Source organism: Prauserella oleivorans (assembly GCF_042685745.1).
Lineage (GTDB): Bacteria > Actinomycetota > Actinomycetes > Mycobacteriales > Pseudonocardiaceae > Prauserella_A > Prauserella_A oleivorans.
In genome coordinates, this window is record NZ_JBHUNT010000001.1 from 4,000,416 (window position 1) to 4,026,501 (window position 26,086).

General features: G+C 71.7%; 22 protein-coding genes and 1 pseudogene. 14 read left to right on the forward strand and 9 right to left on the reverse strand.

Translation table 11 applies throughout. The features are described 5' to 3' along the window. Positions 1–33: 33 nt before the first annotated feature. Both ACFSZT_RS19610 and ACFSZT_RS19615 read right to left on the reverse strand, forming a co-directional pair. A complete protein-coding gene (locus tag ACFSZT_RS19610) occupies positions 34–465 on the reverse strand; it encodes a roadblock/LC7 domain-containing protein (RefSeq protein WP_377391590.1) in 432 nt (143 codons plus the stop codon). An 8-nt stretch (positions 466–473) separates the two neighbouring features. Then, positions 474–1,796, reverse strand: coding sequence for a sensor histidine kinase (locus tag ACFSZT_RS19615; RefSeq protein ID WP_377391146.1), 1,323 nt, complete (start codon positions 1,794–1,796; stop codon positions 474–476). 372 nt (positions 1,797–2,168) lie between these two features. Here ACFSZT_RS19615 and ACFSZT_RS19620 point away from each other — a divergent pair, with 372 nt between their 5' ends. Both ACFSZT_RS19620 and bluB read left to right on the forward strand, forming a co-directional pair. Next, positions 2,169–2,681, forward strand: a complete 513-nt coding sequence (locus ACFSZT_RS19620; RefSeq protein WP_377391149.1) for an ATP-binding protein — start codon at positions 2,169–2,171, stop codon at positions 2,679–2,681. Then, a complete protein-coding gene (gene bluB / locus ACFSZT_RS19625) occupies positions 2,678–3,400 on the forward strand; it encodes a 5,6-dimethylbenzimidazole synthase (protein ID WP_377478311.1) in 723 nt (240 codons plus the stop codon). Before ACFSZT_RS19620 ends, bluB begins: the two co-directional genes overlap by 4 nt. On the opposite strand, the pseudogene ACFSZT_RS19630 reads toward bluB, so the two are convergent. The 3 genes and pseudogenes from ACFSZT_RS19630 to ACFSZT_RS19640 all read right to left on the reverse strand — a co-directional run bounded on the left by ACFSZT_RS19630 (position 3,307) and on the right by ACFSZT_RS19640 (position 8,742). Then, positions 3,307–4,669 (reverse strand): annotated as a pseudogene (locus tag ACFSZT_RS19630) (pyridoxal phosphate-dependent decarboxylase family protein). The gene bluB and the pseudogene ACFSZT_RS19630 sit on opposite strands and share 94 nt — an antisense overlap. A gap of 24 nt (positions 4,670–4,693) precedes the next feature. Continuing rightward, a complete protein-coding gene (locus tag ACFSZT_RS19635) occupies positions 4,694–7,570 on the reverse strand; it encodes an FAD-binding and (Fe-S)-binding domain-containing protein (protein ID WP_377391154.1) in 2,877 nt (958 codons plus the stop codon). Beyond that, on the reverse strand, positions 7,567–8,742 hold the full coding sequence (locus ACFSZT_RS19640; protein ID WP_377391157.1) for a pyridoxal-phosphate-dependent aminotransferase family protein: 1,176 nt from the start codon (positions 8,740–8,742) through the stop codon (positions 7,567–7,569). Before ACFSZT_RS19640 ends, ACFSZT_RS19635 begins: the two co-directional genes overlap by 4 nt. A gap of 160 nt (positions 8,743–8,902) precedes the next feature. Here ACFSZT_RS19640 and ACFSZT_RS19645 point away from each other — a divergent pair, with 160 nt between their 5' ends. Then, the gene (locus ACFSZT_RS19645) at positions 8,903–10,261 is read left to right on the forward strand and encodes an SLC13 family permease (protein ID WP_377391160.1); all 1,359 of its coding nucleotides are present in this window, start codon (positions 8,903–8,905) and stop codon (positions 10,259–10,261) included. A 72-nt stretch (positions 10,262–10,333) separates the two neighbouring features. Next, the gene (locus tag ACFSZT_RS19650) at positions 10,334–11,098 is read left to right on the forward strand and encodes an IclR family transcriptional regulator (protein ID WP_377391163.1); all 765 of its coding nucleotides are present in this window, start codon (positions 10,334–10,336) and stop codon (positions 11,096–11,098) included. 30 nt (positions 11,099–11,128) lie between these two features. On the opposite strand, the gene ACFSZT_RS19655 is transcribed toward ACFSZT_RS19650, so the two are convergent. Together ACFSZT_RS19655 and ACFSZT_RS19660 are read right to left on the reverse strand one after the other, a co-directional pair. Next, the gene (locus tag ACFSZT_RS19655; protein ID WP_377391166.1) at positions 11,129–11,920 is read right to left on the reverse strand and encodes an enoyl-CoA hydratase/isomerase family protein; all 792 of its coding nucleotides are present in this window, start codon (positions 11,918–11,920) and stop codon (positions 11,129–11,131) included. Beyond that, positions 11,917–13,110, reverse strand: coding sequence for a CaiB/BaiF CoA transferase family protein (locus ACFSZT_RS19660; protein WP_377391169.1), 1,194 nt, complete (start codon positions 13,108–13,110; stop codon positions 11,917–11,919). The genes ACFSZT_RS19655 and ACFSZT_RS19660 overlap by 4 nt, the downstream gene beginning before the upstream one ends. 127 nt (positions 13,111–13,237) lie before the next feature. On the opposite strand from ACFSZT_RS19660, the gene ACFSZT_RS19665 reads away from it, so the two are divergent. From ACFSZT_RS19665 to ACFSZT_RS19700, 8 genes are all read left to right on the forward strand, one after another. Then, positions 13,238–14,383, forward strand: a complete 1,146-nt coding sequence (locus tag ACFSZT_RS19665) for a cysteine--tRNA ligase (protein WP_377391172.1) — start codon at positions 13,238–13,240, stop codon at positions 14,381–14,383. Between the two features lie 157 nt (positions 14,384–14,540). Next, positions 14,541–15,254, forward strand: a complete 714-nt coding sequence (locus ACFSZT_RS19670; RefSeq protein ID WP_377391175.1) for a TenA family transcriptional regulator — start codon at positions 14,541–14,543, stop codon at positions 15,252–15,254. A 4-nt stretch (positions 15,255–15,258) separates the two neighbouring features. Continuing rightward, on the forward strand, positions 15,259–15,603 hold the full coding sequence (locus ACFSZT_RS19675) for a Rieske (2Fe-2S) protein (RefSeq protein WP_377391178.1): 345 nt from the start codon (positions 15,259–15,261) through the stop codon (positions 15,601–15,603). A 2-nt stretch (positions 15,604–15,605) separates the two neighbouring features. Beyond that, the gene (locus ACFSZT_RS19680; protein WP_377391181.1) at positions 15,606–16,826 is read left to right on the forward strand and encodes an NAD(P)/FAD-dependent oxidoreductase; all 1,221 of its coding nucleotides are present in this window, start codon (positions 15,606–15,608) and stop codon (positions 16,824–16,826) included. Further along, positions 16,823–18,262, forward strand: coding sequence for an aldehyde dehydrogenase family protein (locus ACFSZT_RS19685; RefSeq protein ID WP_377391184.1), 1,440 nt, complete (start codon positions 16,823–16,825; stop codon positions 18,260–18,262). The genes ACFSZT_RS19680 and ACFSZT_RS19685 overlap by 4 nt, the downstream gene beginning before the upstream one ends. Positions 18,263–18,271: 9 nt before the next feature. Continuing rightward, the gene (locus ACFSZT_RS19690) at positions 18,272–18,628 is read left to right on the forward strand and encodes a Rieske (2Fe-2S) protein (protein WP_377391187.1); all 357 of its coding nucleotides are present in this window, start codon (positions 18,272–18,274) and stop codon (positions 18,626–18,628) included. Between the two features lie 19 nt (positions 18,629–18,647). Further along, entirely contained in the window at positions 18,648–20,237 is a 1,590-nt protein-coding gene (locus tag ACFSZT_RS19695) for a gamma-glutamyltransferase family protein (protein ID WP_377391593.1), read from the forward strand. Continuing rightward, the gene (locus tag ACFSZT_RS19700) at positions 20,230–20,667 is read left to right on the forward strand and encodes a RidA family protein (RefSeq protein WP_377391190.1); all 438 of its coding nucleotides are present in this window, start codon (positions 20,230–20,232) and stop codon (positions 20,665–20,667) included. The genes ACFSZT_RS19695 and ACFSZT_RS19700 overlap by 8 nt, the downstream gene beginning before the upstream one ends. A gap of 25 nt (positions 20,668–20,692) precedes the next feature. Here the strand turns inward: ACFSZT_RS19700 and ACFSZT_RS19705 are convergent, their stop codons facing one another. Continuing rightward, positions 20,693–21,259 (reverse strand): GlcG/HbpS family heme-binding protein, encoded by a 567-nt coding sequence (locus tag ACFSZT_RS19705; RefSeq protein ID WP_377391596.1) that lies wholly within the window; start codon positions 21,257–21,259, stop codon positions 20,693–20,695. Between ACFSZT_RS19705 and ACFSZT_RS19710 the strand changes: the two genes are divergently transcribed. Continuing rightward, the gene (locus ACFSZT_RS19710) at positions 21,258–22,949 is read left to right on the forward strand and encodes a PucR family transcriptional regulator (protein ID WP_377391193.1); all 1,692 of its coding nucleotides are present in this window, start codon (positions 21,258–21,260) and stop codon (positions 22,947–22,949) included. The two genes, ACFSZT_RS19705 and ACFSZT_RS19710, sit on opposite strands and share 2 nt — an antisense overlap. 4 nt (positions 22,950–22,953) lie before the next feature. Here ACFSZT_RS19710 and ACFSZT_RS19715 read toward each other — a convergent pair whose 3' ends face one another. Continuing rightward, positions 22,954–24,237 (reverse strand): MFS transporter, encoded by a 1,284-nt coding sequence (locus ACFSZT_RS19715; protein WP_377391196.1) that lies wholly within the window; start codon positions 24,235–24,237, stop codon positions 22,954–22,956. Between the two features lie 289 nt (positions 24,238–24,526). Between ACFSZT_RS19715 and ACFSZT_RS19720 the strand changes: the two genes are divergently transcribed. After that, complete coding sequence (locus tag ACFSZT_RS19720) at positions 24,527–26,086, forward strand: hypothetical protein (RefSeq protein ID WP_377391199.1); 1,560 nt, start codon at positions 24,527–24,529, stop codon at positions 26,084–26,086.

Sequence of the window (26,086 nt, forward strand, 5' to 3'; positions counted from 1 at the left end):
GTGGACACGGTGATCACTTCCTCACCAGTGGGGTCACGCCTGCGCCCGGCGGGCGGTCAGCACGCGTCGCATGTCGGCACGGATCTCAGGAGTCAGGGCGTGGCCGGCGTTGCGCACGAACTGGGTCATCTCGTACGCCACGACCTTCATGTCGCAGTCGGGTCCGGTCAGCACGGCCAGTCCCGCGCCGGCCCCGATGCCCATGAACAGGAAGTAGCCGTGCGTGAGCCGGATGATGATCTGCTCACACGTGCCCTTGTCGAACAAGGTCGCACTGTTGCGGGCCAGGCTGAGCAACCCGCTCGCGATCGCCGCCAGCTGCTCGGCGTCCTCGTTGCTCACCTGCTCGGACGCCGTCAGCGGGAAGCCGTCGGAGGACATGATGAGCGCGTGCGTGACCCCGTGGACCTTGCGTACGAAGTCGTTGATCAGCCACGAGAAGTTCTGTTTCTGGGAGCTGTTCATGTCGGGTGTCACTGGCTGTCCTCAGAGCTGGTGTCCGCCTCGTCGCTGTCCGGCTGCGCATGCTTGGGCCGCCGCTCCTGCTCGGCGAGCGAGTTCGCGGCCGCCTGCTCGCCGTCACTGAACGCGTCCAGGTCGGCGAGGAGCTTGTCGTGGCTCTCCTCGAGCGACATGGGGTCCTCGGGCGGCGGCTCGTGCTCGCCTTCCGTCGAGCTGTTCCGCAGACTCCGGGACACGCGGCGGGGCAGCCCGCTCGGGGTGGTCCCGCCCACGGCGGGTGGCTGAATCGGCGGCCTGGGCCGCGGGCTGGGCGGGCTGGGGGGCGACGCGGGCGTATGACTCGCGCCGCGCTGCGGGAGCCGCCGGGGCAGCTCGCCGGAGATCGCGCCCGGCTGCTCGGTGAGCACGGCGGCGGGCTCGGGCTCGCGCTGCTCGACGACGCCACCGCCGCCGGGTCCCTTGGCGTAGAACACCGTGTCCGTGCCCGACCACGTCGCCTCGGGCAGCTCCGCCACCAGTCCGGGCGGCAGCAGCACGGTCGCGGTCGTGCCGTGCGGCACGCGGCGGGACAGCGACACCTTCATGCCGTGCCGCTCCGCGAGCCGGCGCACGACGGCGAGACCCATGTGGCGCACGCTGTCGTCGTCCAGCACCGGCGCGTGGGAGAGCCGGTCGTTGAGCTCGGCCAGCCGCTCCTCGGGCAGCCCGATGCCCTCGTCCTCGATCCGGATGAGCACGCTGCCCTGCTCGGTAAGGTGCGCGCTGACCCGGACCGGGGAGTTCGGCGGCGACTGGTTCGCCGCGTTGTCGAGCAGCTCCGCCAGCAGCCGGCTCAGGTCCTCCGCCGCGAAGCCGACCACGCCGAGCGAGACGACCCGGCCGATCGTGATCCGGGCGTACTGGTCGATCGACGACATCGCCGCGCGGACGGTATCGACGAGCGACGACGTCTCGGTGCTGGCGTCACCGGCGTCACGCCCCGCGAGCACACGCAGGTTCTCGGCGTTGCGCCGCAGCCGCGTCGCGAGGTGGTCGAGCCGGTAGAGCTGGCTCAGCCGGTCCTCGTTGTCTTCCCGGGTCTCCATCTCCTCGAGCTCGGACAGCAACGAGTCCACGAGGTTGAGGTCGCGCAGCGCGATACTCGCGCAGATGTCCACCAGCGCCTGCTCGGACGCCGGCTCGCGCCTCTCGGCCGGCTTCGCCGGTGCTTCGATCGCCAGTCGATCCGCACCGTACCTCGGAGGATCGAGGAATTGCGCTGCCGCCACCCGGGAGCGGTCCAGCAGCACTCGTGAGCGGTCCAGCAACTCTCTCGCTCTTGCCCGCCTCGCCATGCAGTCCACACTTTCTCGTCGCGTTACGGGCCTTCTGATCGGCCGTTCCCCCCGACCAACGGACGCCTATGCAAGCAGACGTCGCGAGTCTTGTCCACAACCGGTCCCCGTTCCATCGCTGGGCGTGACGACTACCTGTGACAACGCCGCTGGCGACCGCCCCGGCGCGCGTGTCGGGCGACCTAGATCACGACCGGAAACCCGTGCGGGGACACGGAAATCGCGCCTACAGTCACGGCTTTCGGCCGTCGCGGTGTGTCACCGGGCGGCAACGGACCCGAGTCGTCGCCGGGGTGGGCCGCTTTGGCAAGATACGGGCCTCCGGGACCAGCCTGCAGCTGCAGTGGCACGCGACCGCGGAAGGATTCTTCAGTGAGCACCCACACCGCGCAGGTCGACGATCTTCGTCTCGTCGCCTTGCCCAGCGCCCTGAACTGCACCGAGATGTTCGTGCGCTTCTCGCTGACCGAATGGTCGCTGCCGATGTTGCTGGAGCCGGTGACCGAATCCGCGCGACGGCTCGTGCAGCGCGTGATCGACAACACCGACCAGAAGGCTCCCGGCTTCGTCACCGTGCGGCTGCGGCTGGCCGGGGACTGCCTGGTGATCGAGGTCGAGGACGACCAGCTCGCGCACGTGCACGACGGCGCACCGAACCTCCGGGGCCGCAGGACGGGCACCGTCCCGCTGGAGGGCCGCGGCAAGCTCGTGTGGTGCGAGGTGCCCCTCCCGCCGGGATTGTCGGCATCGGACGTGCGGTTGCCGCACCGCGGCGAGCGGCGCCGCGCGCCCGAACCGCCTGCCCCGTCCCGGGCCGAGCCCGGCGGCGTCGACCCCGCCCTCGTCGACCGGGTGCTGGTCGGCCTCAAGAACCGCGAGTGGTGACGGCGGACACGCTCGCGGCCGCCTTCTACGAGCTCTGCACGCGGCGCCGCGACGTCCGGGCGGAGTTCACCGGCGAGCCCGTCGACGACGCGGCGCTGCACCGGGTGCTGGCGGCCGCGCACGCCGCGCCCAGCGTCGGGCTGAGCCAGCCGTGGGACTTCGTGCTCGTGCGGGACCGCGCCGTGCGGGAACGGTTTCGGGAGCACGTCCGCGTCGAGCGCGACACGTTCGCCCGGGACCTCAGCGGCGAGCGCGCGGCGACGTTCTCGCGGATCAAGATCGAGGGAATCCTGGAGTCGACACTGTCGGTGGTCGTGACCTACGACCCGGACCGCGGGTCCCCCGCCGTGCTCGGCAGGCACGCGATCGCCGACGCGGGCCTGTACTCGGTGTGCCTGGCGATCCAGAACCTGTGGCTGGCGGCCACCGCCGAAGGGCTCGGCGTCGGCTGGGTCAGCTTCTATCGCGAGGACGTGGTGCGCGAGCTCCTCGGCATCCCGGCCCACGTGCGGCCCGTGGCGTGGCTGTGCCTCGGACCGGTCACGCATCTGCAGCACACGCCGGACCTCGAGCGGCATGGCTGGCGCGAGCGGCTACCGCTGGAGGCGGTCGTGCACGAGGAGCGTTACCCGGCCGCGGCGGCGCGGAGGACGGCATCGGCGGAGCGGTCGACGTCCTCCTCCGTGGTCGACCAGTTCGACACCGACACCCGCACGTAGCGCCGGCCGCGCCAGGTGGTGCCGCCGAGCCAGCAGGTGCCGTCGCGCTGCACTCGCTCGATGACGCGGTCGGTCCGCGCGTAATCGCCGAACCGCGCGAGCACCTGATTGAGCACCACCTCGTTGCCGATCTCGGCGCCCCCGGCGGCCAGGCGTGAGGCGAACCGGCGCGCCAGCCGGCAGCACCGGTCCACGAGGCCGGCGACACCGGCACGGCCGAGCTCCCGCAGCGCCGCCCACACGGCGAACCCGCGCGCCCGGCGCGACGACTCCAGCGCGAAGTCGGCGAGACCGCCGGTCCCCGACGAGCCGACCAGATAGGCGGCGCTGTAGGAGACGGCGGCCGCGTGCACGTCCGGCCTGGCGCAGACGGCGAAGCCGCAGTCGTACGGGACGTTCAGCCATTTGTGCCCGTCACAGGCCAGGAATCGGCCAGCTCGACTCCGGCGACCAGGTGCGCCGTCCGCGGGCTCGCCGCGGCCCACAATCCGAACGCACCGTCCACATGCGACCAGCCGCCGTGGGCACGCACGAGGTGGCAGGCGGCGCCGAGGTCGTCGCAGGCACCGGTGTTGACGTTGCCCGCCTGCAGGCACACGATCGCCGGCCCACCCCGCGCGAGGACGCGCTCGAGGTCGGCGATGTCGATCGAGCCGTCCGGGGCCGCCGCGACCGGCTCGACGACCGCCGTGCCGAACCCCAGCAGGCGCAGCGACCGGTCGATGGTGGCGTGCCGCTCCTGCCCGGACACGACCCGGATACGGGGCCCGCCCGCGAGTCCGTCCCGTTCGACGTCCCAGCCGGCCTCGGCCAGCAGGTGATGCCGGGCGGCGGCCAACCCGACGGTGTTGGCGGCCTGGCCGTCGGTGACGAACCCCACCGACGCGGTGGCGGGCAGGCCCAGCAGGTCCTTGAGCCACTCCCCGCGCACTGCTCCGCTGCGGCGGCCGCCGGGGACCGCACGGCGTTGAACGCGCACTGGTCCCAGCCGGTGGTCAGCACGTCCGCCGCGGTCGCGGCCGGCAGCGAGCCGCCGATGACGAAGCCGAAGAAGCGCGGGCTCGCCGTCGCGATGAGGCCGGCCTCGGCGGCGTCCCGCAGCTCGGCGAGCACCCGCTCGGGCGGGCACGGGGCATCGGGCAACGGACCGCCGAAGGCCCGGGTGACGGCGCGGGTGTCGACGGGCCGGGCCACGGGCCGGTCGCGCAGTGACTCCCGGTACCGCGCGACATGCCCCACCGTCTCGGTCAGCAGCTCGTCCAGCTCCATGACCCGACCCTAGGACCACGACCGTCACGGGACCTTCAGCGCAGCCCGCACCAGCTCGAGCGGATGGCGCGCCTGCCGGTGCGTGCCGTGCGCGATCTGCTGCCGGCACGACACCCCGGTGGCCGCGACGACCGTGTCCTCGGGTTCCGCTCGGACCGCGGGGAACAGGCGGTCGGCACCCACGGTCATCGACACGTCGTAGTGTTCGGCCTCGAAGCCGAACGAGCCCGCCATGCCGCAACAGCCCGCGTCGAGCTCGACGACCTCCGCGCCCGGCAGCCGGTTGAGCAGGGCCATCGTCGCTGCCGTGCCGACCTCCGCCTTCTGGTGGCAATGACCGTGGAAGAGGACCCGCCTGCCCGCGGCGGGGTGCTCGGCGTCGAGGACGAGCCTGCCGTCGTCGACCGCGGCGGTCACCACCTCCTCCAGTTGGCGCACCCGCCCGGCGACGTCGCGGGCGCGCGGGTCGTCCGGCAGCAACGACAGCGCCTCGTCGCGCAGGGTCAGCACGCACGAGGGCTCGCATCCCACGATGGGCCCCTCGGTCGCGGCCAGCTCGGCGATCAAGCCGGACGCCTTGCGTTTCGCGTCGTCGATCAGGCCCTTCGACAGGCTCGACCGGCCGCAACAGCCGCGAGTCACCAGCCGCACCGAGTAGCCGGCTGCCTCGAGCAGCTCGATCGCCGCACGCCCGATCGCCGGCTCGGTGAAGGTGGTGAACGAGTCGGCGAGGAAGACGATCTCCCCCAGCGGTGCCGGACCGCCGCGCGGGCGCCGCTTCCGAAACCACGCACCGAGGTGGCGGCGCTCGTAGTGCGGCAGCGGGCGCGCGGCGGCGATGCCCAGACTGCGTTCCAGCAGCCTGCGCAGAGCGGGGATCCTGCCCGGGAGATTCGACAGGGGCGCGGTCGCCGATCCCAGCCGGTTGAGGGTCCGGATGGCGCCGAACACCCGGGACCGCACCGGCACACCGTGCACGTCGTGGTGGTGCGACAGCGCCTCGCTCTTCAGCTTGGCCATGTCGACGCCCAGCGGGCACTCGCTCTTGCACGCCTTGCACATGAGGCACAGGTCGAGGACCTCGTGCAGCCGCTCGTCGCCGAGCGCGGTCTTCGGGTCCGGTTCGGACAGTGCCTTGACCAGCGCGTTGGCCCGGCCCCGGGTGGAGTCGTCCTCGGTGCGCGTGGCCATGTAGGACGGGCACATGGTGCCCGCGTCGGCCTTGCGGCACAACCCGATGTTCATGCACCGGTCGGCGGCGGCACGCATGCCCCCGACGACCTCGAACGAGAGCCGGGTGCGCAGTGGGCCCGGTTCGGGAAGCTGCGGATCGCGCAAGTGTTCCGTCATCGGTGGCGCGTCGACGATCTTGCCCGGATTGAGTGTCCCCTGTGGATCGAACACCCGCTTGACGCGGCGCATCGCCTCGTACAGCTCGTCACCGAAGATCTCCCGGTTGAACTCGCTGCGGGCGAGCCCGTCGCCGTGCTCACTGGAGTTCACGCCGCCGTAGGAGGCGACGAGATCCTTGACCTCCTCGGCGACCTTCCGCATCGTCTCGACCTGCCCGGGTTTGGTGAGGTCCACGAACGGCCGGATGTGCAGGCAGCCGACCGAGCAGTGCCCGTAGAACCCGGCGTGCAGGCCGTGCCGGTCGAGGATCTCCCGGAACTTCGCGGTGTACTCCGCGAGATGGCGGGGGTCGACGGCGGTGTCCTCGACGAACGCGAGCGGCCGGTTCGCCCCGGTGCTGGCCGCCATGAGCAGGCCCAGGCTCGACTTGCGTACCTTGAGCAGCGCCGCCTGCTGCGCCGGCGTCACCGCCTCGAGGGTGTGGTAGCCGTGCCCGTGTTCCCGCCACGACGCGCTGAGCCTGCGCAGCCGGGCGATCAGCTCCCGCTCGTCGTCGCCGGTGAAGCTGACGAACAGCAGCGCGTCGGGGTCGCCCTCCAGGATCGTGCCGAGGGAGGCGTACTCGATCCGCTCGCGCGAGAGGTCGAGAATGGTGCGGTCCATGAGCTCCACGGCGGCCGGTTCACACGCGAGCGCGTCCTCGGTGGCCTCGATGGCGCCCTGGGTGGACGTGAAATGCCCCACCGCGATGACCGTGTGGCGGGGCTTCGGCACCAGGTCGACCACCGCGCTCGTCGCGACGACGAGCGTGCCCTCGGAGCCCACCACGAACTTCGCGAGGTCGAACGGCGCGCCGGTCAGCCGGTCGAGGCGGTAACCGCCCGCCCGCCGCCAGAAGCGCGGGAAGCCCTTCTCAATGGCGTCGCGGCTGTCCTCCACGATCGCGGGCAGCTCGCGGTACAGCGCACCTTCCAGGGTCGCCGCCTTGGCCCGTCGCCGGAGGGTGACGTCGTCCACCGGCGCGAAGTGGGCCGTCGTGGCGTCGGACAGCACGACGTCGAGCTCCCGGACGTGGTCGATGGTCATGCCGTAGCGCACCGAGCCACTGCCCGCGGAGTTGTTGCCGATCATCCCACCGAGCGTCGCGCGGTTGCTGGTGGAGGTGTCCGGGCCGAACATCAGTCCGTGGGGCGCGGCGGCCCGGTTGAGCTGGTCCTGGACGACACCCATCTGGACCCGCGCCGTGCGCGATCCGGGGTCGAGCTCGAGGATCCGGTTGAGGTGCCGCGAGAAGTCGAGCACGAGCCCGGGCCCCACGGTCTGCCCCGCGAGGCTCGTGCCCGCACCACGCGGCACTACGGGCACGCCGTGCTCGCGGGCGGCGGCGACGGCGGCCGCGACGTCGTCCTCGTCGCGGGGGAACACGACGCCGAGCGGGGTGATCGAGTACATGCTGGCGTCACGCGAGAACAGGTGCCGGGTGTAGTCGTCGAACCGCACCTCACCGGCGACATCGGCGGTCAGGCGCCGTTCCAGTTCGCTCGTCATGCCGCGGCTCCCGTCGTCAGCACCCGCAGCGCGGCGGTCACGCCGTCGCCCTCGGGCGGCAGGCCGGCAAGTTCCAGTCCCATCTGGACGCCCGCGAGCGTGCCCGCGAGCGCGACGTCGTTGAAGTGCCCGAGGTGGCCGATGCGGAACACGCGGCCCCGGAGCTTGCCCAGCCCGGCGCCGAGCGACATGTTGAACCGTTCGAGGATCACCTCGCGCACCTTGTCGGCGTCGTGCCCCTCCGGCAGGAGCACCGCCGTCAGCACGGGAGAGTGCTCACGCTCGTCGAGGCAGAGCACGTCGAGCCCCCAGGCCCGGACGGCCGCGCGGGTGGCCTCGCCGTGCCGGGCGTGCCGCTCGAACACGGCCGGCAGGCCTTCTTCGTCGAGCATCCGCAGCGCCTCGCGCAGGCCGTACAGCAGGTTGGTGGCCGGCGTGCTGTGGAAGAACCCGGTGCGGTTGGCCTCCAGGATGGGCGCCCAGTCCCAGTAGGACCGGGGCAGCGTGGCGGCCGCGTGTGCGCGCAGCGCCTTCTCGCTCACGGCGTTGAACCCCAGCCCGGGCGGCAACATCAGGCCCTTCTGCGAGCACGACACCGTGACGTCCACACCCCACTCGTCGTGGCGGTAGTCGACCGACCCCAGCGAGGAGATGGTGTCGACCAGCAACAGCGCGGGATGTCCCGCCTCGTCGAGCACGCGCCGGATCTCGGGAATCCGGCTCAGCGCGCCCGTGGACGTCTCGTTGTGCACCACGCAGACCGCCTTGATCGCGTGCCCGGAGTCGGCCTCGAGCCGCTCCGCCAGGGCGTCGGGGTCGGCGCCGTGCCGCCAGTCGCCGGGCACGACGTCGACCTGCAGCCCGAAGCGGCGTGCCATCTGCGACCACAGTGTCGCGAAGTGACCGGTCTCGAAGGCCACCACGCGGTCGCCCGCGCTCAGGGTGTTGACCAGCGCGGCCTCCCATGCCCCGGTACCGGACGACGGGTACACGATCACCGGCCCGGTGGTGCCGAAAACCGGTTTGACCGCGTCGAGAATGTCCAGGGTGAGCCGCGCGAATTCCGGCCCGCGGTGGTCGATGGTGGGCGCGGACATCGCCCGCAGAATGCGATCAGGAACGTTACTGGGGCCGGGAATTTGCAGGAAGTGCCGGCCGATCGGCTGTGCCATCGGATTCTCCATGTGTCTATTCAGGACTATTGACGACTACTGTGGCGCGCGCCATACTTCCTCGGTGCGGGGCCACGCTCTCGTCTCACGGGAAATGGTCGAAATTCTCCCCACACTCTGCCAATGCGGCCGCGAGCCAACGTCTGCCTCGAGGAGCCACATGTCCATACAGATTTATTCGATCGTCGGTCTGGTACTCATATTTCTTCTGGCGACCCTCCGTTCCGTGAATATGGGAGCCGTCGCTTTCCTCGGCGCGTTCGTGCTGAGCACCTTCGTCGTGGGAGAAAGCGAGGACGACCTGTTCTCCGGCTTTCCCGGTGACCTGTTCGTCGTCCTGGTCGGCGTGACACTGCTGTTCGCGATCGCCAAGACCAACGGCACCGTCGACTGGCTCATCCATGCGGGCGTGCGCGCCGTGCGTGGCCGCATCGCGCTGATCCCGTGGGTGATGTTCGCGATCACGAGCCTGCTGACGATGGTGGGTGCCGTCGTGCCCGGCGCGGTGGCGATCATGGCGCCGATCGGGCTCAACTTCGCCAACCGCTACCGCATCAACCCCATGCTGATGGGCCTGCTCATCATCAACGGCGCGAGCGCGGGTGGCTTCTCCCCGATCAGCATCTTCGGCAGCATCACCAACGGCGTCGTCGAGCGCAACGGGCTGCCGGGCAATCCCACTCTGCTCTGGGTGGCCTCGTTCGTCTTCAACGCCGCGCTGAGCGTCGTGGTGTTCTTCCTCTTCGGCGGCAAGCAATTGCTGGGCAGGCGCGTCGGCACGTCCGCCGAGCCCGCCGAGCCCGCCGAGCCCACAGAGCCCTCCGGACCCTCCGGTACCGGCGGCCCCGCACCGCTGCCCACCGGGGGCGGCACGGCCACCGCGACCCGGACGGGCGCACCGGCCTACACGCCGGTGACCACACTCGACACCCAGCGCACCGTCACGTTGATCGGGCTCGTGGTGCTTGCGGTGGGCGCGCTGGCACTGGAGTTCGACGTGGGCCTGCTGGCATTGAGCATCGCCACCGTGATCTGCGTGCTCTCGCCCGGCACCACCAAGGCGTGTGTGGGCCAGGTCGCGTGGCCGACGGTGCTCCTGATCTGCGGCGTGGTGACCTACGTGAGCCTGATGGAGCGGATCGGCACGATCGAGTTCCTGGGCGACAGCGTGGCCGGCATCGGCGTTCCGCTCCTGGCGGCGTTCGTCATCTGCCTGATCGGCGCGGCGGTGTCGGCGTTCGCCTCGACCACGGGCATCCTCGGCGCGCTGATCCCGCTGGCCGTGCCGTTCCTGCTGACCGGCCAGGTCGGCGCCGTCGGGATGATCATCGCGCTGGCGATCGCGTCGTCGGTGGTCGACTCCTCGCCGTTCTCGACCAGCGGCGCGCTCGTGGTCGCCAGCTCGCCGGAGGAGGTCCGTGACTCGGTGTTCCGCCGGTTGATGATCTGGGGCATGAGCATGATCCTCGTGGCCCCGGTGGCGGCCTGCGCCATCTTCGTGCTGCCCGGCTGGCTGTGAGCCGGGGCGAGCCCGTCGCCGGACGCGCCGGTGACGGGCTCGCCGCCCGCGACCGGAGGCTAGACTTCCGCCATGAGCGAGGGAATGCGCACGGTCCTCTCCGCCTTCCGGGTGCTCGAAGAAGTCGCCTACACCCAGCCCGTCGGAGTCGGGGAGCTCGCCCGCAGACTGCAGCTGCCGAAGAGCACCGTCCAGCGCGCCCTCCGGACACTGTGGACCGCGGGCTGGATCTGCCCCGACGGCGCCGAGGTCACGCGCTGGGTACTCACCACACGGGCGCTGCACATCGGTCAGCGCGCGATCGCCGACCTCGGTGTGCGCGACGCCGCGGCTGCCCTCATGCACGAGCTGCGCCGGGAGACCGGGGAGACGTCGCATCTCATGGTGCGCGAGGGAGACCACGCGGTGCTCATCGAACGGGTGGAGACCGCGCATCCCATCCGGGCCGTGATTCCGCTGGGCAGCGCCGTCCCGCTGCACGGCTCGTCGAACGGCAAAGCGATGCTCGCGTGGTTGCCCCGCGAGCAGGTGACCGAGATCCTCGCCGGGAAGCTGGAACGCTACACCGACAACACGATCGTGGACTGGGACGAGTTCTTCGCCGAGCTCGAGCGCGTCCGCAAACGCGGGTACGCCTCCAACGTCGGCGAGTGGCGAACGGACATCAGCGCCGTCGCGTCGCCGATCTTCGACCATGACGGCACCGCCGTCGCGAGCATCTCGATCTCCGCGCCGGGAAGCCGGATGACCGACGCGCTGCGCGAGCGCTACGGCGAGCTGGTGGTCGAGGCCGCCCAGCGCATCAGTGCCACGCTCGGCTACCGGCGTCCGGTCTGACCCTCGCACGGCACGGCCGGGCACGGCTCGTCACCGGCCCCGCCAGCGCGGCGGGCGCTTCTCGACGAACGCGGTGACACCCTCGCGAAAGTCCTCGCTGCCGTAGCACAGTTCGACGAGGTCCTCCCCCGGCGGCAACGCGTGCTCACGCAGCCGGCGGACGGCGGTCTTGGTGGCCAGCATCGTCAGGGGCGCCTGTGCAGCGAGCTGCGTGCACAGCTGGCCGACCCTGGTGTCCAGTTCGGACTCGGCAACGACCTCGGAAGCGAGTCCGATGTGGCCGGCTGTCTCGCCGTCCACGAATCCCGCCGTGTAGACCAGGTGCATGGCCCGGCTCGCCCCCACGAGCTGCACGAGGCGCGCGTAGCCCGCCATCGACAGACAGTTGCCCACCGTCCGCGCGATCGGCAGGCCGAACCGTGCGCGCGGCGTGCAGATCCGGAGATCGCACGCGGCGGCCAACGACAGCCCACCACCGGTGGCGTAACCGTCGACGACCGCGATCGTCGCCACCCGCACCTGTTCCACTCGCGCGAGTACCGAGTCGATGCGGCGCTCGTAGGCGAGCCCATCCGCGGCGCCGTCGAACTCCAGGAACTGGGCGATGTCCGTGCCGGCCACGAACGCCTTGCCACCCGCGCCGCGCAGCACGGCGACGCGGACGTCGGCGGCGGCGTCGACCCGGTCGCAGAATTCGGCGAGGGCGTCGTACATGGCCCAGGTCATGGCATTGCGGGCCTCGGGCCGGTTGAACGTCGCGACGGCCACGGGCGGGCGGAACTCGGTGAGCAGTTCCGTGGTGGTGTCCGCGGTCCCGGTCATGCCACGGCCCCCTCGGCACGCAGGGCACGAATGGCCTCGTCGTCGTAGCCCAGCGCGCGGAGTACCTCGTCGGTGTGCTCGCCGAGCCCGGGCGCGGTCCGGCGGATCGCACCCGGTGTGCCGGTGAGCTTCACCGGGATGCCGAGAGCGCGCACCGTCCCCTCGCGCGGGTGGTCCATCTCGACGACCATCTCGCGCGCCAGCGTGTGCGGGTCGGCGCACGACTGGCGATAGTCGCGGATCGGCCCGGCCGGAACACCGGCGGCCAGCAGCGCGTCGACCCAGTCGTCGGTGTCCCGCGTCTTCAACGTCGTGGCGAGCTCGGCGGCGAGCTCCTCGCGCCTGCGCACGCGGTCGGTGTTGGTGGCGTACCGCTCGTCGTCGCGCAGGTCCGGCCGATCGAGAACCTCGCACAGGCGGCGCCAGAGCCGGTCGTTGTTGGCGCCGATGGTCAGGTGACCGTCGCGGGTGGGCAGTGCCTGATACGGCGCGTTGACGCGGTGCGCCGAGCCGATCCGCTGCGGCACCTCGCCGGTCGCCCACAGTTCCGCGGTCTCCCAGATCGACAGGGCCAGCGCCGCGTCGTAGAGGGAGGTGTCCACCGACTGGCCCCGGCCCGTGTTCTCGCGGGCGAGGCACGCGCTGAGGATGCCGATCGCGCAGAACAGCCCGGCCGACATGTCGGCGACGGGAACGCCGCACTTCACCGGCTCACCGCCGGCGTCGCCGGTGACGCTCATGATCCCGGACATGGCCTGGGCTATGAGGTCGTAGCCGGGCCGCTGCGCGTAGGGGCCGGTCTGCCCGAAGCCGGAGATCGACGCGTGGACGAGCCGCTCGTTGACGGCGCTGAGGGTCTCGTAGTCGACGCCGAGCCGGGCGGCCACGCCGGGCCGGAAGCTCTCCACGACGACGTCGGCGTGGCGGACCAGACGCAGGAACGTGTCGCGGCCACCGGGGGTCTTCAGGTCGAGAGCGATGCTGCGTTTGTTGCGGTTCACGGCGAGGAAGGCCGCGCTCTCGCCGTGCGGGAGCCGGTGGCCTGTCGCCTGACGGGTGGCGTCGCCGGTGCCGAGCGGCTCCACCTTGATCACGTCGGCGCCCAGGTCACCGAGCAGCTGGCAGCAGTAGGGACCGGCCATCACCTGCGTCAGGTCGATGACCGTCAGGTCTTCCAGCGCGAACGCCATAGTTCCTCGCCAGGGTGGTGTGCCGTCTCACGGCACGGTGATCGCGGTACGGCACGACTGTACGAGCGCGGCAACTACCCGGTCAAGAAACTCGCGCCGGCACAGGGCATGCGGGATCGTCGTCACCATGGGGTTTGAGTCGATGACGCGGAAGCGGCCCGGCCCGGACGCGGTCGCGATGACCAACGGCGAGCGGCGGGTGCGCCTGCTCGACCGCGCGCGCGTCTACGCGTGCGGGCTCACGCCCTACGACGTGACCCACCTCGGGCACGCGGCGACCTTCGTCTGGGTCGACACGCTCACGCGCGTCCTGCGGGTGCTCGGTGTCGAGCCCATCCTGTGCCGCAACGTCACCGACATCGACGACGTCCTGCTGGAGGCCTCGCAGCGGGCTGGCACGGCGTACGAGGGCTTCGCGGCGTACCAGGAATTCCGGTTCGAAGGGGACATGGCCGCGCTCGGCGTGCGGGTTCCCGACTTCGAGCCGCGTGCCCACAGCTACGTCGGCGCGGTCGTCCGGCTGGCGTCGGCCTTGCTGGAGACCGGCCACGCCTATTCCGCCGGCGGCGGCGTGTACTTCCGCGGCGCCCACGTCGCCGCGCGCGCCGGGCTCGCCCACGGCGAAGCGTTGCGGCTCGCGCGCCGCTACGGCGGCAGGCCCGACGATCCGGCCAAGGAGGATCCCCTCGACGTCGCCGTGTGGCAGCGGGCCGAACCCGGCCACCCGGCATGGGACTCCCCGTGGGGGCCGGGCAGGCCGGGCTGGCATGCGGAGTGCGTGGCGATGTCGGCGTCCGTGTTCGGCGTGGGCGTCGACGTCCACGCCGGCGGTGCGGATCTGCGGTTCCCGCACCACGCCTACCACGCGGCGATGACGGAGGCGCTCAGCGGCGTCACGCCGTATGCCCGGGCGTGGCTGCACGTCGGCACCGTCACCGTGGACGGCGTCAAGATGGCGAAGTCGACCGGCAACCTCGTGCTTCTCAAAGACCTGCTCGCACGGTACCCAGCCCCCGTCATCCGGCTCGCGATCATCGACCGGGCATGGAACCGCAGCTGGGATTACACCCCGGAGGTCGTCGACCACGCCGCGGTGCGGCTCGAGCAGCTGCACCGGGCCTCAGGACGACCGCACGAGGCGAGCGAGGCCGAACGGGAGCGGCTCCGTGCGCTGCTCGCCGCCAACCTCGACGTGCCCGCGGCCCTGGACACCGCGATCGAAGCGGGCGGGCAGGCGGCCCGGCTGCTCACCGCCGCGCTGGGTCTCAGCTGACAGGTCGGCCGCGCTCGGCCACCCGAGAGCCCGTGGCCGCCCCGCACTGTGCACAGACAATGCCGCCGATCACTGTGCATTGTGTCCGTGGAGGGTGCCACGTAGCGATCCGTAGCTTCGGGATACGGCAGCACACCGACGGCCAGAAGGGGCTGACATGACCGAGCTTCTTTCCAACGCGGAGTTCCGAGCGGCACTCGAGGACGCCATCAAGGGCCGTGAGGCCAAGGACGCGTCGTTCAGCAAGGCGTGGGCGAACGGCGAGCTCCAGCGCCACCACTTCGCGCGTTGGGCGGAGAACCACTACCACTACGTCGGACCGTTCGCCGACTACCTCGGCTACATCTACGGCAACACCCCGGACAGCTGCACCGGAGCAAAGGACTTCCTCCTGCAGAACATGTACGAGGAGGAACTCGCCGACATCCGGCACACCGATCTGCTCATTCGCTTCGCCGAGGCGTGCGGCACCACACGGGAGCGGATCGAGGACCCCAACAACATGAACGCCGTCACCCGGGGACTGCAGTCGTGGTGCTACGCCGTGGCGATGCGGGAACACTTCGCCGTCGCGACCGCGGCGCTCGTCGTCGGCCTGGAGTCGCAGGTGCCGAGCATCTACAAGAAGCAGATCGTGCCGCTGCGCGAGACGTACGGCTTCACCGAGGACGAGATCGAATTCTTCGATCTCCACATCACCTCCGATGAGGTGCATGGCGAGCGCGGCTTCCAAATCGTGCTCGACCACGCCGATACGCCGGCGCTACAGCAACGGTGCCTCGAGTTCGTCCGGTGGGGCGCCGAGATGCGCTTCGCCTACACCAAGGCGCTGTACGACACCTACGTCGCCCCGGACCTGGTCGCGGCCTGATCCCATGGCCACCCGCGAACGCTGGGAGTATCTGACCGACGTGAGCGACCTGGCCAGGCGCGGGAAGCAGCTCGTCCGGGTGGGCGAGGAGAGCATCGCCCTCTTCCGCGTCGAGGACGAGGTTTACGCACTCCAGGACGCGTGCGTCCACAAGGGACGCTCACTGAGCAAGGGTTTCGTGCTGCAGGGGCGGGTGATCTGCCCCGGTCACCAGTGGCGGTTCGACCCTGCCACGGGCGAGGCCGACGACCGGCCGCTGTGCCAGCCCACCTACGACGTCCGCGTCGAGGACGGCAAGGTCTACGTGAACCTGGCACAGCGGCACCGCATCACAGCCGAATCGAGGTAGCAGTGCTCAACACCGTCGTGGTGGTCGGCGCGGGCCAGGCCGCTGCAGTGGCCGCACGCACGCTGCGCAGGCGCGGCTTCGACGGCCGGATCGAGCTCGTCGGCGACGAGCTCGACCGGCCGTACCAGCGGCCCCCACTGTCCAAGGAGTATCTGGAGACGGGTTCCGACGAGGACCTGTACCTGCTCGGCGAACAGTGGTGCGCGGAGTCCGGTGTGGACCTCCGGCTCGGCACCCAGGTGTCCCGGCTGGACCCCGGCACCGGATCGGTGGTGCTCGCCGACGGCACGGCCCTGGACGCCGACGCGGTGCTGCTCGCCACCGGCGGCAGGCCACGCCGGCTGCCCGGTGTCGACGGCACGCGGGTGCACACGTTGCGTACCAGGGCCGACGCCGACCGGCTGCGGGAGTCGCTGCGACCGGGCGCCCGCATCGTCATCGTCGGTGCCGGCTTCATCGGTGCCGAGGTGGCCTCCACCGCCCGGGCTCGCGGTGCCGACGTGGTGGTCCTCGACGCACTCGACGTTCCGATGAGCGGCGTGCTGGGCGCGCGCATGGGTGCCGTGTGCGCCCAGCTGCACCGCGCACACGGCGTCGAGCTACGGCTCGGCGAGCCCGTCGAGTCCGTGGTCGAGGGCCGGTCCGGCGTCACCGTGCGCACCGCGAGCGGGTGGCGCACCGACGCCGACGCCGTCGTGGTCGGCGCGGGGATCGTCCCGGCGGTCGAGGTCGCCGAGCGGTCCGGCATCGCGGTGCGCGACGGCATCCTCGTGGACGCGTCCGGCCGCACGAGCATGCCGAATGTCTACGCGGCGGGCGACGTGGCCAACCACGATCACCCGCTGTTCGGCACCCGCATCCGCGCCGAACACGTCGAGGCCGCGAACCGGCTGGCGACCGTCGCGGCCGACACGATGCTGGGCAGAGAGGCGGTGTTCGCCGACCCGCACTGGTTCTGGTCGGACCAGTACGGCACCAACCTGCAGTTCACCGGGTATGCCGCCGACCACGACCGGATTGTGCTGCGGGGTACGCCCGACGAGTTCGACTTCTGTGCGTTCTACCTGCGCGACGGCGTCGTGCGGGCCGCGTTCGCCGCCGAACGCGGCGAGGACGTCGTGGCAGCCAAGGAGCTCATCGGTCGGGCGCAGCGCGTCGATCCCGCTGTACTGGCCGATCCCGGCGCCGACCTGATGGACCTGGCGATGGAGGGGGTCTCGTGACCGCGAACCTGATCGGAGGCGAGTGGGTAGCGGCACGCGGTGGCCGGCTCGTCGAGCGACGCAACCCGGCCGATGTCCGGCGGGTCGTGGCCTCGGCGCCCGACTCGGCGGCGGAGGACGCGCACGACGCGGTCACCGCCGTGGCGGAGGGCTACCGCGAGTGGGCGCGGCAGTCCCCGGAACGGCGGGCCGAAGTGCTGGCCGCCGCGGCGGCCGTGCTCGAACGTGACCCGGAGAAGCTCGCCACCGAGCTCGTCACCGAGGAGGGCAAGACCTTCGCCGAGGCCCTCGGTGAGGTCAGGCGGACGCCTGCGAACCTGCGGTACTACGCGAGCGAGTCGCTGCGCCTGACCGGCCGCACCTATCCCGCGGCGAGCGGCCTGGTGTACACGGCGCGGCAGCCGGTGGGCGTGGTCGCCGCGATCACCCCGTGGAACTTTCCGCTGAACATCCCGTCGCGCAAGCTGGGACCCGCCCTCGCCGCGGGCAACGGTGTGGTGTTCAAGCCCAGCGAGGTCACGCCGGTGCTCGCGTGCAGGCTCGTGGAGGCGCTGCTGGAGGCGGGGCTGCCGCCCGGCGCGATCGCGCTCGTGCACGGGGGAGCCCGGGTGGGCGAGGCACTGACCCGCGACGACCGCGTCGCGGCGGTCACCTTCACCGGCTCGACGGCGGCGGGGCGCGCCATTCACGCGACTGTCGGGCCGCACCGGAGGTGTCAGCTGGAGATGGGCGGCAAGAACCCGGTGGTGGTGCTGGAGGACGCCGACGTGGACCGGGCGGCCGACCTTATCGTGCGGGGTGCGTTCGGCCTGTCGGGACAGGCCTGCACGGGCACCAGCCGGGTGCTGGCCCACGACGACGTCCACGACACACTGCTGGAGCGCGTCGTGGCACGCGCCGAGGCTCTGCGGCTCGGTGGTGGTCTCGAGGACGGCGTCCACATGGGACCGCTGGCGACGCGGGAACAGCACGCGAAGACCGCCGAGTACGTCGACGCCGCGCTCGCCGACGGCGCGCGGCTGCACACCGGCGGCGGCCCCCCGGAAGACCCGAGGCTCGCCCACGGGTACTTCTTCCGGCCCACGGTGTTCTCCGCGGTGTCGCGGACGTCCCGCCTCGCCCGCGAGGAGGTGTTCGGACCCGTGCTCGCGTTCCTCCGCGTCAGTTCCTTCGAGGACGCGATCGAGGTCGCCAACGGCACCGACTACGGGCTCTCGGCGGCCATCGTGACGCGCGACCTCGGCCGTGCGCTGGCGTTCGCCGAGGAGGTCGGCAGCGGGCTCGTGAAGGTGAACCAGCCGACGACGGGCATGGCGATGAACGCGCCGTTCGGCGGGCTGGGCGCGTCGAGCACCCAGACCTTCAAGGAGCAGGCCGGCGAGGTCATGTCGCACTTCTACACCGTCGAGAAGACGGTCTACGTCAGCAACGGATAGGAGCGTTCCATGGAGTTCGTCAAGGTCGCCCGCTCCGGCCAGGTGCCGGACGGCTATGTCCGCCGGTTCTACGCGGGTGAGCTCGAGATCGCGGTGGCCCGGCTGCGCGGCACGGCGTACGCGACGTCCAACTACTGCACGCACCTGGATTGCCTGCTCTCCTCCGGCAAGCTGGTGGACGAGGGCATCGGCTGCTCTTGTCACGGCAGCGTGTTCGACGTGGAGACGGGCGAGGCGGTGTGCCCTCCCGCCACGGAGCCGATCCGCACCTACCCGGTCAAGGAGGAGAACGGGGAGATCTACGTCGGTGTGACCGAGGAGGACCTCGCCGAGGGCGGTCCCCGGCGGCGCAAGGCGATCCGGTAAGGAGGCGACAGTGGTGGCAATGGTGGGCAGCGAACGCCGTGCCGTGCTCGCGGCCCGGAGGATGGTGGTGGCCGCCCACCCGGCCGTCAGCGCCGCGGGCCACCGGGTGCTCGCCGAGGGGGGCAACGCGGTGGACGCAACGCTCGCCATGGCCGCGATGTGCTGGCTGGCCCTGCCCGGTCAGTGTGGGATCGGGGGCGATGCCTTCGCCGTCGTCCGCGAGCCCGACGGTCGCGTATGGACGGTCGGCGGCAGTGGCTTCGGGCCCGACGGCGCGGAACCGGGCTTCCACGGCGATGGACCGGTTCCCACCCGGGGAGCGCTGTCCGTGGCGGTGCCAGGTGCGGTCGGCGCGCTGTCGGCGTTGCACCGGCAGGGCGCGAGCCGGTCCCTCGACGAGTTGTGGCGGCCCGCCGTCGAGGCTGCCGAGACGGGTGTCGCCTGCTCGGCGAAGACGCACCGGGACGTCGCGGACAACGTGGACCTCGTCCGTGGCGACGCGGGGCTCGCCGCGATGTTCCTGCCGCACGGATCGGTGCCCGCCCCCGGCGCCCGGCTGACCTTCCCTGAGTTCGCCGCGACACTCAAGACGCTCGCCGCCGCACCGGAATCGTTCTACGACGGCGAACTCGCCCACCGCGCGGTCGACCACCTGCGCGCGCTCGGCGCGCCGTTCTCCGGTGCCGAGTGGCAGGCCTGCGCCGTGCCGCTGACCGGTCCGCCGGTCACCGGCACGTACGGCGAGCTGACGGTGCATCAGACGCCGCTGCCCACGCCCGGGTGGATGATGCTGCAGCAGGCCGCCGTCTGCGACGGCGTGCTGAGTGGACTCCCCGCGCTCGGGGGCGACGCCGTGCACTGGCTCGCGGCCGCGGCACGCCGCGCCTTCGCCGACCGGTTCGCGTTCTGCGGCAGCGACAACGACGCCTGGCAGGACCTCCTCACGACTGCCGCGACCGCGGCGGCCCGGGAGGACATCCGGTCCGGGCGTCTCGCGCCGCCCGCGGGTACTCGCCCGGACGGTGACACCACCTCCACCGTCGCCGTGGACGACTCGGGGCGCGCGGTGAGCTTCATCCACTCGCTCGCCTTCACGTTCGGGTCCGGCGTCACCGTGCCCGGCACCGGGATCGTGCTGAACAACCGGTTCGGTCGGGGTGCCTACACGCTCGCCGGCCACCCCAACGAGGCGCGTCCGCGCCGGCGACCGCTGCACACGCTCAACGCCTGGATCGCCACCGATGCGCGGGGGCGGCTGCGGTTCGTCGGCAACACGCCGGGCGGCGACGGCCAGGTGCAGTGGAACATGCAGGTGCTCTCGCATCTCGCCGACCATGGACTCGACCCCCAGCAGGCGGTGTCGGCCCCGCGGTTCACCATCTATCCGGGCAGCGACGCCGACACGCTCGGCGACGCGCCGGAGCTGCGCTGCGAGGACCGGCTGGGCGACGATGTGCTCGCGGCCGTGGCGGCGCACGGTCACCGCGTCCGGCGGCTGGGCCCCTGGGAGGCGGGCGGGTCGGCGCTGGTCATCGCCGCCGACCACGAGACCGGCTCCCTCGCGGGCGGCGCCGACCCGCGGCAGGACGGGGTGGCGCTGGGTGACTGACCGGCAGGAGACCCGCCCCTCAGTGCCGCCGCAGGGCGACTACCGGGCCGCGATCGTCCACAATGGCCTGGTCTACAGCGCGGGGATGACGCCCCGGGTGGCCGGGACGCTGCAGACGCGGGGGCTCGTCGGCCGCGACCTGAGCCTCGCCGAGGCCCAGCAGGCCGCTGCCCTGGCGGCGTCCAACGCGCTACGGGCGGTGGCGGAGGCCGCAGGTGGGCTGGACCGGATCGAGCGCTGCCTGCGGATGACCGTGTTCCTGGCCTGCACCGAGGAGTTCACCGCCCATTCCGCCGTGGCGGACGGCGCGTCGGCGGCCCTGCGTGCGTGGCTCGGTGACCGGGGCGCGGTGGTGCGCTCCGCGGTCGGCGTGCGCTGCCTGCCATCGGGCGCGCCGGTGGAGGTGGAGCTGACCGCGGCCGTCGGGTGACGGCCGCGGTCCACGCGCAACGGGCTCAGCCGACCGGGGCGGCCTGTGCCGCGACGTGCTCGGCGAAGGCCCGCAGCGCGGCCGCACCCACGGCCTTGTCCTGCTCGCCGTTGCCGCCGCTGACCCCGACCGCGCCGACGATCTGACCGTCGTACTCGATCGGGAAGCCACCGACGAAGACGGCGAACTTGCCGGGCAGCATGTGGCTGATACCGAACGCCTCGTTGCCGGGCAATGCCGGCCCGTCAGGCGGCTCATTGAACTTGTGGGTTGCGCGCTCGTGCCCGGCTGCGGTGAAGGCCTTCGCCATCGCGATCTCCACACCGGTCAACCGCGCACCGGGCAGCCGGTGCAGGGCGATGACGTTGCCGCCGTCGTCGCAGACGCAGATTGTCTGCTTGACGCCGATCTCCTCCGCCTTGGCGCGAGCGGCGTCGAGCATCGGCAGGGCGTCGTCGAGCGTAATGCGGTGAACGGTGTGCACGTCGGTCCTCCTCGGGGTCAGCGATGATGTCACCAAATCTGCCGCTTGCGTTTCCGGTGCGGCAATGGTCAAGCTGCCGTAGCGACGCCGCGCAAACCTGTGCACCATGACCAGCAAGGGGGCAGCGTTGACCGCGACCACCGACGAGCCCTGCGCCACGCACCCACCGGGTGAGTTGACCCTCGCCCGCCTGCTCCAGGAACAGATGCTGCGCGATGCCAGGGCCAGCGGCCCACTCGACCGGGTCGTGACGTGGTGCCTGCCGTGGGAGCAGGCCGTGGAGGCCTCGTCCCTGGCCGGTGTCCTGGTCTACGCCGCCGCCACGCCACCGGACCCCACCGTGCTCGCCGAGTTGTGCCGCCGGGATCCGGCGGCCGTGCTCATCGCCGGCACCGTGAGCGCCGACCGGTGGACCAAGGTCCGCGACACCTGCGGGCGCGTGCCGGTCGTCTCGCTCGGCGAGCACATCGGCTTCCGCGAGATCGGCAGGCTGGTCGCGGAGCTCACGCTGGCGCACGAGGCGCACGTGCTGCGCTACGGCGTAACAGTGCACCGGGTTCTGGCCGAACTGCTCTACCGTGGCGCCGGAATGCCCGCGCTGGCCCACCAGCTGTCGCGGCTGTCGCACTGCACGGTCGCGATCCTGGACGCCAGGCTGCGCATTCTGGCGTTCGCCCAACCCGCGACGGGCAGCCTGGACCAGGAGGAGCTCAGCCGGACGCTGGCCGAGGACCCTCCCGCGCTGATCGACGAATCGCTCGGGGGGCACGGCCCGGCCGTCGGTGAGGCCACGGTCGGCGGCGACTCGGCCACCTGTGTGGTCGCACCCATCGTGCTCGGCGGCAGGCACGATGGCTGGGTGCTGCTCATCGAACCGGCCACGCCGCACCCGCATGACCTCGCCCAGCACCGAGTGGTCGTGGAGCAGGCCGTGACCATCGTCGGCACGGAGATGCTGCGCATGCGGAGCATCTCCGAGGCCGAGGAGCGAGCCCGGGGCGACTTCGTGCACGCCTTGCTGCACGGGCGCTTCGGCAACGCCTCCGATCTGGAGGCCCGCGCCGCGCACTACGACTTCCCCACCAGTGCCACCTACGGCGTGCTCGTGGCGGAGGTGGACCCGCCGGGCACGGCCCGCGGCCTGTCCCGGGAGGCGACCAGGCTCACTCCCCCGTCCGGCCCCCGGCCCCTCGCCGCGGCGATCGGTGACGTGATCGCCGTCGTCCGTCCCTTCGACCCGCCCCGACGGGCGGCACCCGATGCCGCCAACCGCATCGTGGCCGACTACGCGCAGACCCTGGAAAAGGACCTGGGCCAGCGCGTCGGCGGCCCGGTCCGCGTGGCCTACGGGCGCCCGGTCCGCGGAGCCGTCCGGATCGCCGACAGCTACCGGGAGGCCCGCATCGCCCTCGAACTGCGCGGCCAGCTCGGACTGGAGCACGCGTGCGGCTTTCACGACCTGCGCGTGTTCGCGGCACTGCGCGACCTCGCGGACAGCGAGCAGGGCCGCACGTTCGCCGACGACCTGCTGGCGCCGCTGCGGTCCTCCGGCGCGGGTGGCGGTGAGCTCGAACGGGCCGTGGTCGCCTACCTCGAATGCGGTGGCAACGTCAACGCCGCCGCCCGGCGCCTGCACGTGCACCGCAACACGATGCTCTACAAGCTCGAGCGGGCCTCCCGCGTGTTGCATCTGGACCTGCGCCAGGCCGAGCACCAGTTCTCGCTGTGGCTGGCGTACAAGCTGGATCTGCTCGCCCGCGCCACGGCCGGCGTGGACCGCGAGCTGCGGGCCACCTGAGCCGTCACGCCGGATCGGTTCCGGCGAAGCTGACCGCGAGCCCCAGCAGCGCGAGCGCCGCGCACCCGCCGAACACCCCGAGCGGCGGCATTGTCGCGTAGGTGAGCCCGGCCCATGCGGTGCCCAGGGCCGCGCCGCCGAAGCGGAGCGAGTTGAACAGCCCGAGCGCGGATCCGGCCTGGCCCGCCGTCGAGCGGGTCGCCCCCGCCGCCGCTGTGGTCTGGACCAACGCGACGCCGGTACCGACGGCGACGAGCAGCGCCGTCACGGCGACGATGCTCGTCCCCTGCCCGCCGAGGTACGCACCCAGACCGACCTCGGCGGTGGCGAGGACACCCAGGCCCGCGCGGAGCACCCAGCGTGGCCGCGTGCGCTCGCTCACCAGCCCGACCGCGCCCGCGAGCACCGCCATCGTCAGCGGCAGTACGAACACGACCAAACCGGTGAGCTGCGTGGACAGCCCGAGGGCTCCGGTCGCGTAGAGCGGCATCGCGACGAGCGTGGCGCCGAGGCAGAACATCTGCACACCCGCGGCGACGCCGCTGCGCAGGAAACGTGGCTGCACCACGAGCCGAGGTGGGATGAACGCGTCGGCCGCCCGGCGCGACACCAGCACGAATCCGGCCAGCGCGCCGGTTCCCGCCACCCCGAGGCAGGCGAGCACGACCGGTGGGAGCGCGGAGCCGGACGCGAACACGACGGCGCTCATCACCAGCGCCGTGCCCGTCGTGAACGCGATGGCGCCCGGCCAGTGCAGGCGCGCGCGCCCGGGCGGGTCGGCGGGCACGAGCAACGCCAGCGCCGCCACCAGCAGCCCGCTGAGCGGTGCCAGGCACCAGAAGATCGCTCGCCAGCCCAGCACGCCGGCCACCAGACCGCCCAGTGGCGGGCCGAGCGCCTGGCCGATGCCGTTCGCGGCCGCCCACGCGCCGATCACCCGATGCCGCCGCACCGGGCCGTACAGGCTCGCCAGCAGGCCCATCACACATGGCGGCGCCGCCGCACACGCGAGCCCCTGTGCACCGCGGCAGGCGACCAGGACGCCCAGCGACGGTGCCAGGGCCGCCGCAGCAGTCGACGCCGCGAGCATCGCCTGCGCGGCGACGAGCGTGCGCACCCGGCCGAACCGGTCCCCGACCCAGCCCATCACCGGCATCGCCGCGGCCAGCACGAGAGCGAACGCGCTCACCGCGAGTACCCCGGAGGACAGGCTGGTTCGCAGGTCCGCGGCGATGTCGCGCAGGGCCACAGTGACGACGTTGTTGCAGACGGTGCCGAGAGCGGTCACCGCGAGCAATGTCACGAGCACCGATCTTCCGGGAGCGGCAGCGGTTTCCACGTGTCGGACAGACCTTTCCGGACGGACGTGTGCGATCGGCACGACACCGGTGTCGCGCTCCGGTTACATCGTTGTTGCATGGAGATCCACTTCAGACTGCTCGTGTAACGCGGCCCGGCACCAGGGCAATGTGCACAAACATCGCGACCCGCACTGTGCACATGATCGGTAGACGCAGCACTGCCCCCGCGCGGAACCTCATCCGTTAACGCCACGACTTCCGGCCGAAAGGAAGCCCATGCCCCTTACCGCAGCCCACTGGGTCTACCTGGCAGGCGTCGTCGTCATCCTCGCGACGATGATCGCGCGCAAGAACATCGTGGTGCCGGCGGTGGCCGCGACGTTCCTCACGGCGCTCGTGTTCTCGGGCAGTCTCGTCACCGGCCTCACCGCCGTCTTCAACGCGAGCCTGGTCGCCGCCACCAACCTGTTCAACATCTTCTTGATCATCGCGCTCGTCACCGCGATGCTCCACGCGCTGCAAGTGCTCGGGGCCGACCGCAAGATGGTCGCGCCGTTCCGCGGCGTCATGCGCAACGGCCATATGGCGTTCTGGGCACTCGTCGTGGTGACGTACTTCATCTCACTGTTCTTCTGGCCGACCCCGGCCGTTCCGCTGATCGGCGCGGTACTCGTACCGGTTGCCATCCGCGCGGGCCTTCGGCCGATGGCAGTGGGGCTGGTGATGGCCTGCGCAGGACAGGGCATGGCACTGTCCTCGGACTACGTGATGCGCGTGGCGCCTGGACTGTCGGCCCAGGCAGGCGGAATGAACCCCAACGTGGTGGCCGACAAGGCCATCGTGCTCTCGCTCGTGGTCGGTGGCGTCGCCCTCGCCATCGGCTACGCCCTCGAGTGGCGCAAGATGCGCAGGCCCTCGGCCGCCCTCCTGGTCGAATGGGAACGCGGTGAACAGCTGGCGACGACACCGGCCGGAAGCACCGATCAGGTGACGGCACCGCCGGCACGCCGATTGGTGGCGAGCGGAGCGGCCGCCCGCGCCACCATGGGCGGTGACGGACCGGCGTCCGGCAGTGCCGGGATCCCGGCCGAGCCCGCCGACCCGGTTCCCGCGGACGGCGCACGCGCCCACCCGAGGGCCTCGACGTTCTTCGCCGTGTTCGTTCCGCTCGCGTACCTGTCGCTGATCGGCTACATGATCGTGGCGAAAGCGTCGGCGAGCGTGCCCGACCTGGAGTCGGGCGAGGCCGCAGGGCTCGTCGGGGGCGTCGCCGCCCTCATCGTGTTCCTCGCGGCACTCGTCGGCGACGGCCGTGGGTTCCTCGAAACGTCGGCTACGCATTTGGTCGACGGGCTGGTGTTCGCCTTCAAGGCGATGGGGATCGTACTGCCGATCGCCGGCTTCTTCTTCATCGGCAACGCCGAGTTCGCCACCGACATCCTCGACATGGACATCCAGGGCGACGGCATCCTGTTCGACTTCGTCGCCGCCGTCCAGAGCCACATCCCGGAAAGCGGGTTCGTCGCCGCGTTCGCGATCTTGATCATCGGGGTGATCGCCGGCCTGGACGGGTCCGGATTCTCCGGGCTCCCGCTGACCGGCGCCCTCGCGGGCAGTCTCGGCGACGACGCCGGGGTCAGCGACACGACACTGGCTGCGCTCGGCCAGCTGGGTAACATCTGGTCGGGTGGCGGCACGCTCGTCGCGTGGTCGTCACTCATCGCCGTCGCGGGCGTGGCCCGCGTTCCGGTGCTCGACCTGGCGCGGCGCTGCTTCGTCCCCGTGTTGTGCGGGCTGGCCGCGGCGGCGGTGGTCGGGGTGGTTCTCCTGGGCTGA

What these genes read in the sequence shown, in the direction of transcription:
- ACFSZT_RS19610 (WP_377391590.1), bottom strand. Translation starts at nt 465, where the DNA reads ATGAACAGCTCCCAGAAACAGAACTTCTCGTGGCTGATCAACGACTTC.
- ACFSZT_RS19615 (WP_377391146.1), bottom strand. Translation starts at nt 1,796, where the DNA reads ATGGCGAGGCGGGCAAGAGCGAGAGAGTTGCTGGACCGCTCACGAGTG.
- ACFSZT_RS19635 (WP_377391154.1), bottom strand. Translation starts at nt 7,570, where the DNA reads ATGACGAGCGAACTGGAACGGCGCCTGACCGCCGATGTCGCCGGTGAG.
- ACFSZT_RS19640 (WP_377391157.1), bottom strand. Translation starts at nt 8,742, where the DNA reads ATGGCACAGCCGATCGGCCGGCACTTCCTGCAAATTCCCGGCCCCAGT.
- ACFSZT_RS19645 (WP_377391160.1), top strand. Translation starts at nt 8,903, where the DNA reads ATGTCCATACAGATTTATTCGATCGTCGGTCTGGTACTCATATTTCTT.
- ACFSZT_RS19650 (WP_377391163.1), top strand. Translation starts at nt 10,334, where the DNA reads ATGAGCGAGGGAATGCGCACGGTCCTCTCCGCCTTCCGGGTGCTCGAA.
- ACFSZT_RS19655 (WP_377391166.1), bottom strand. Translation starts at nt 11,920, where the DNA reads ATGACCGGGACCGCGGACACCACCACGGAACTGCTCACCGAGTTCCGC.
- ACFSZT_RS19660 (WP_377391169.1), bottom strand. Translation starts at nt 13,110, where the DNA reads ATGGCGTTCGCGCTGGAAGACCTGACGGTCATCGACCTGACGCAGGTG.
- ACFSZT_RS19665 (WP_377391172.1), top strand. Translation starts at nt 13,238, where the DNA reads ATGGGGTTTGAGTCGATGACGCGGAAGCGGCCCGGCCCGGACGCGGTC.
- ACFSZT_RS19670 (WP_377391175.1), top strand. Translation starts at nt 14,541, where the DNA reads ATGACCGAGCTTCTTTCCAACGCGGAGTTCCGAGCGGCACTCGAGGAC.
- ACFSZT_RS19675 (WP_377391178.1), top strand. Translation starts at nt 15,259, where the DNA reads ATGGCCACCCGCGAACGCTGGGAGTATCTGACCGACGTGAGCGACCTG.
- ACFSZT_RS19690 (WP_377391187.1), top strand. Translation starts at nt 18,272, where the DNA reads ATGGAGTTCGTCAAGGTCGCCCGCTCCGGCCAGGTGCCGGACGGCTAT.
- ACFSZT_RS19695 (WP_377391593.1), top strand. Translation starts at nt 18,648, where the DNA reads ATGGTGGGCAGCGAACGCCGTGCCGTGCTCGCGGCCCGGAGGATGGTG.
- ACFSZT_RS19710 (WP_377391193.1), top strand. Translation starts at nt 21,258, where the DNA reads ATGACCAGCAAGGGGGCAGCGTTGACCGCGACCACCGACGAGCCCTGC.
- ACFSZT_RS19705 (WP_377391596.1), bottom strand. Translation starts at nt 21,259, where the DNA reads ATGGTGCACAGGTTTGCGCGGCGTCGCTACGGCAGCTTGACCATTGCC.
- ACFSZT_RS19720 (WP_377391199.1), top strand. Translation starts at nt 24,527, where the DNA reads ATGCCCCTTACCGCAGCCCACTGGGTCTACCTGGCAGGCGTCGTCGTC.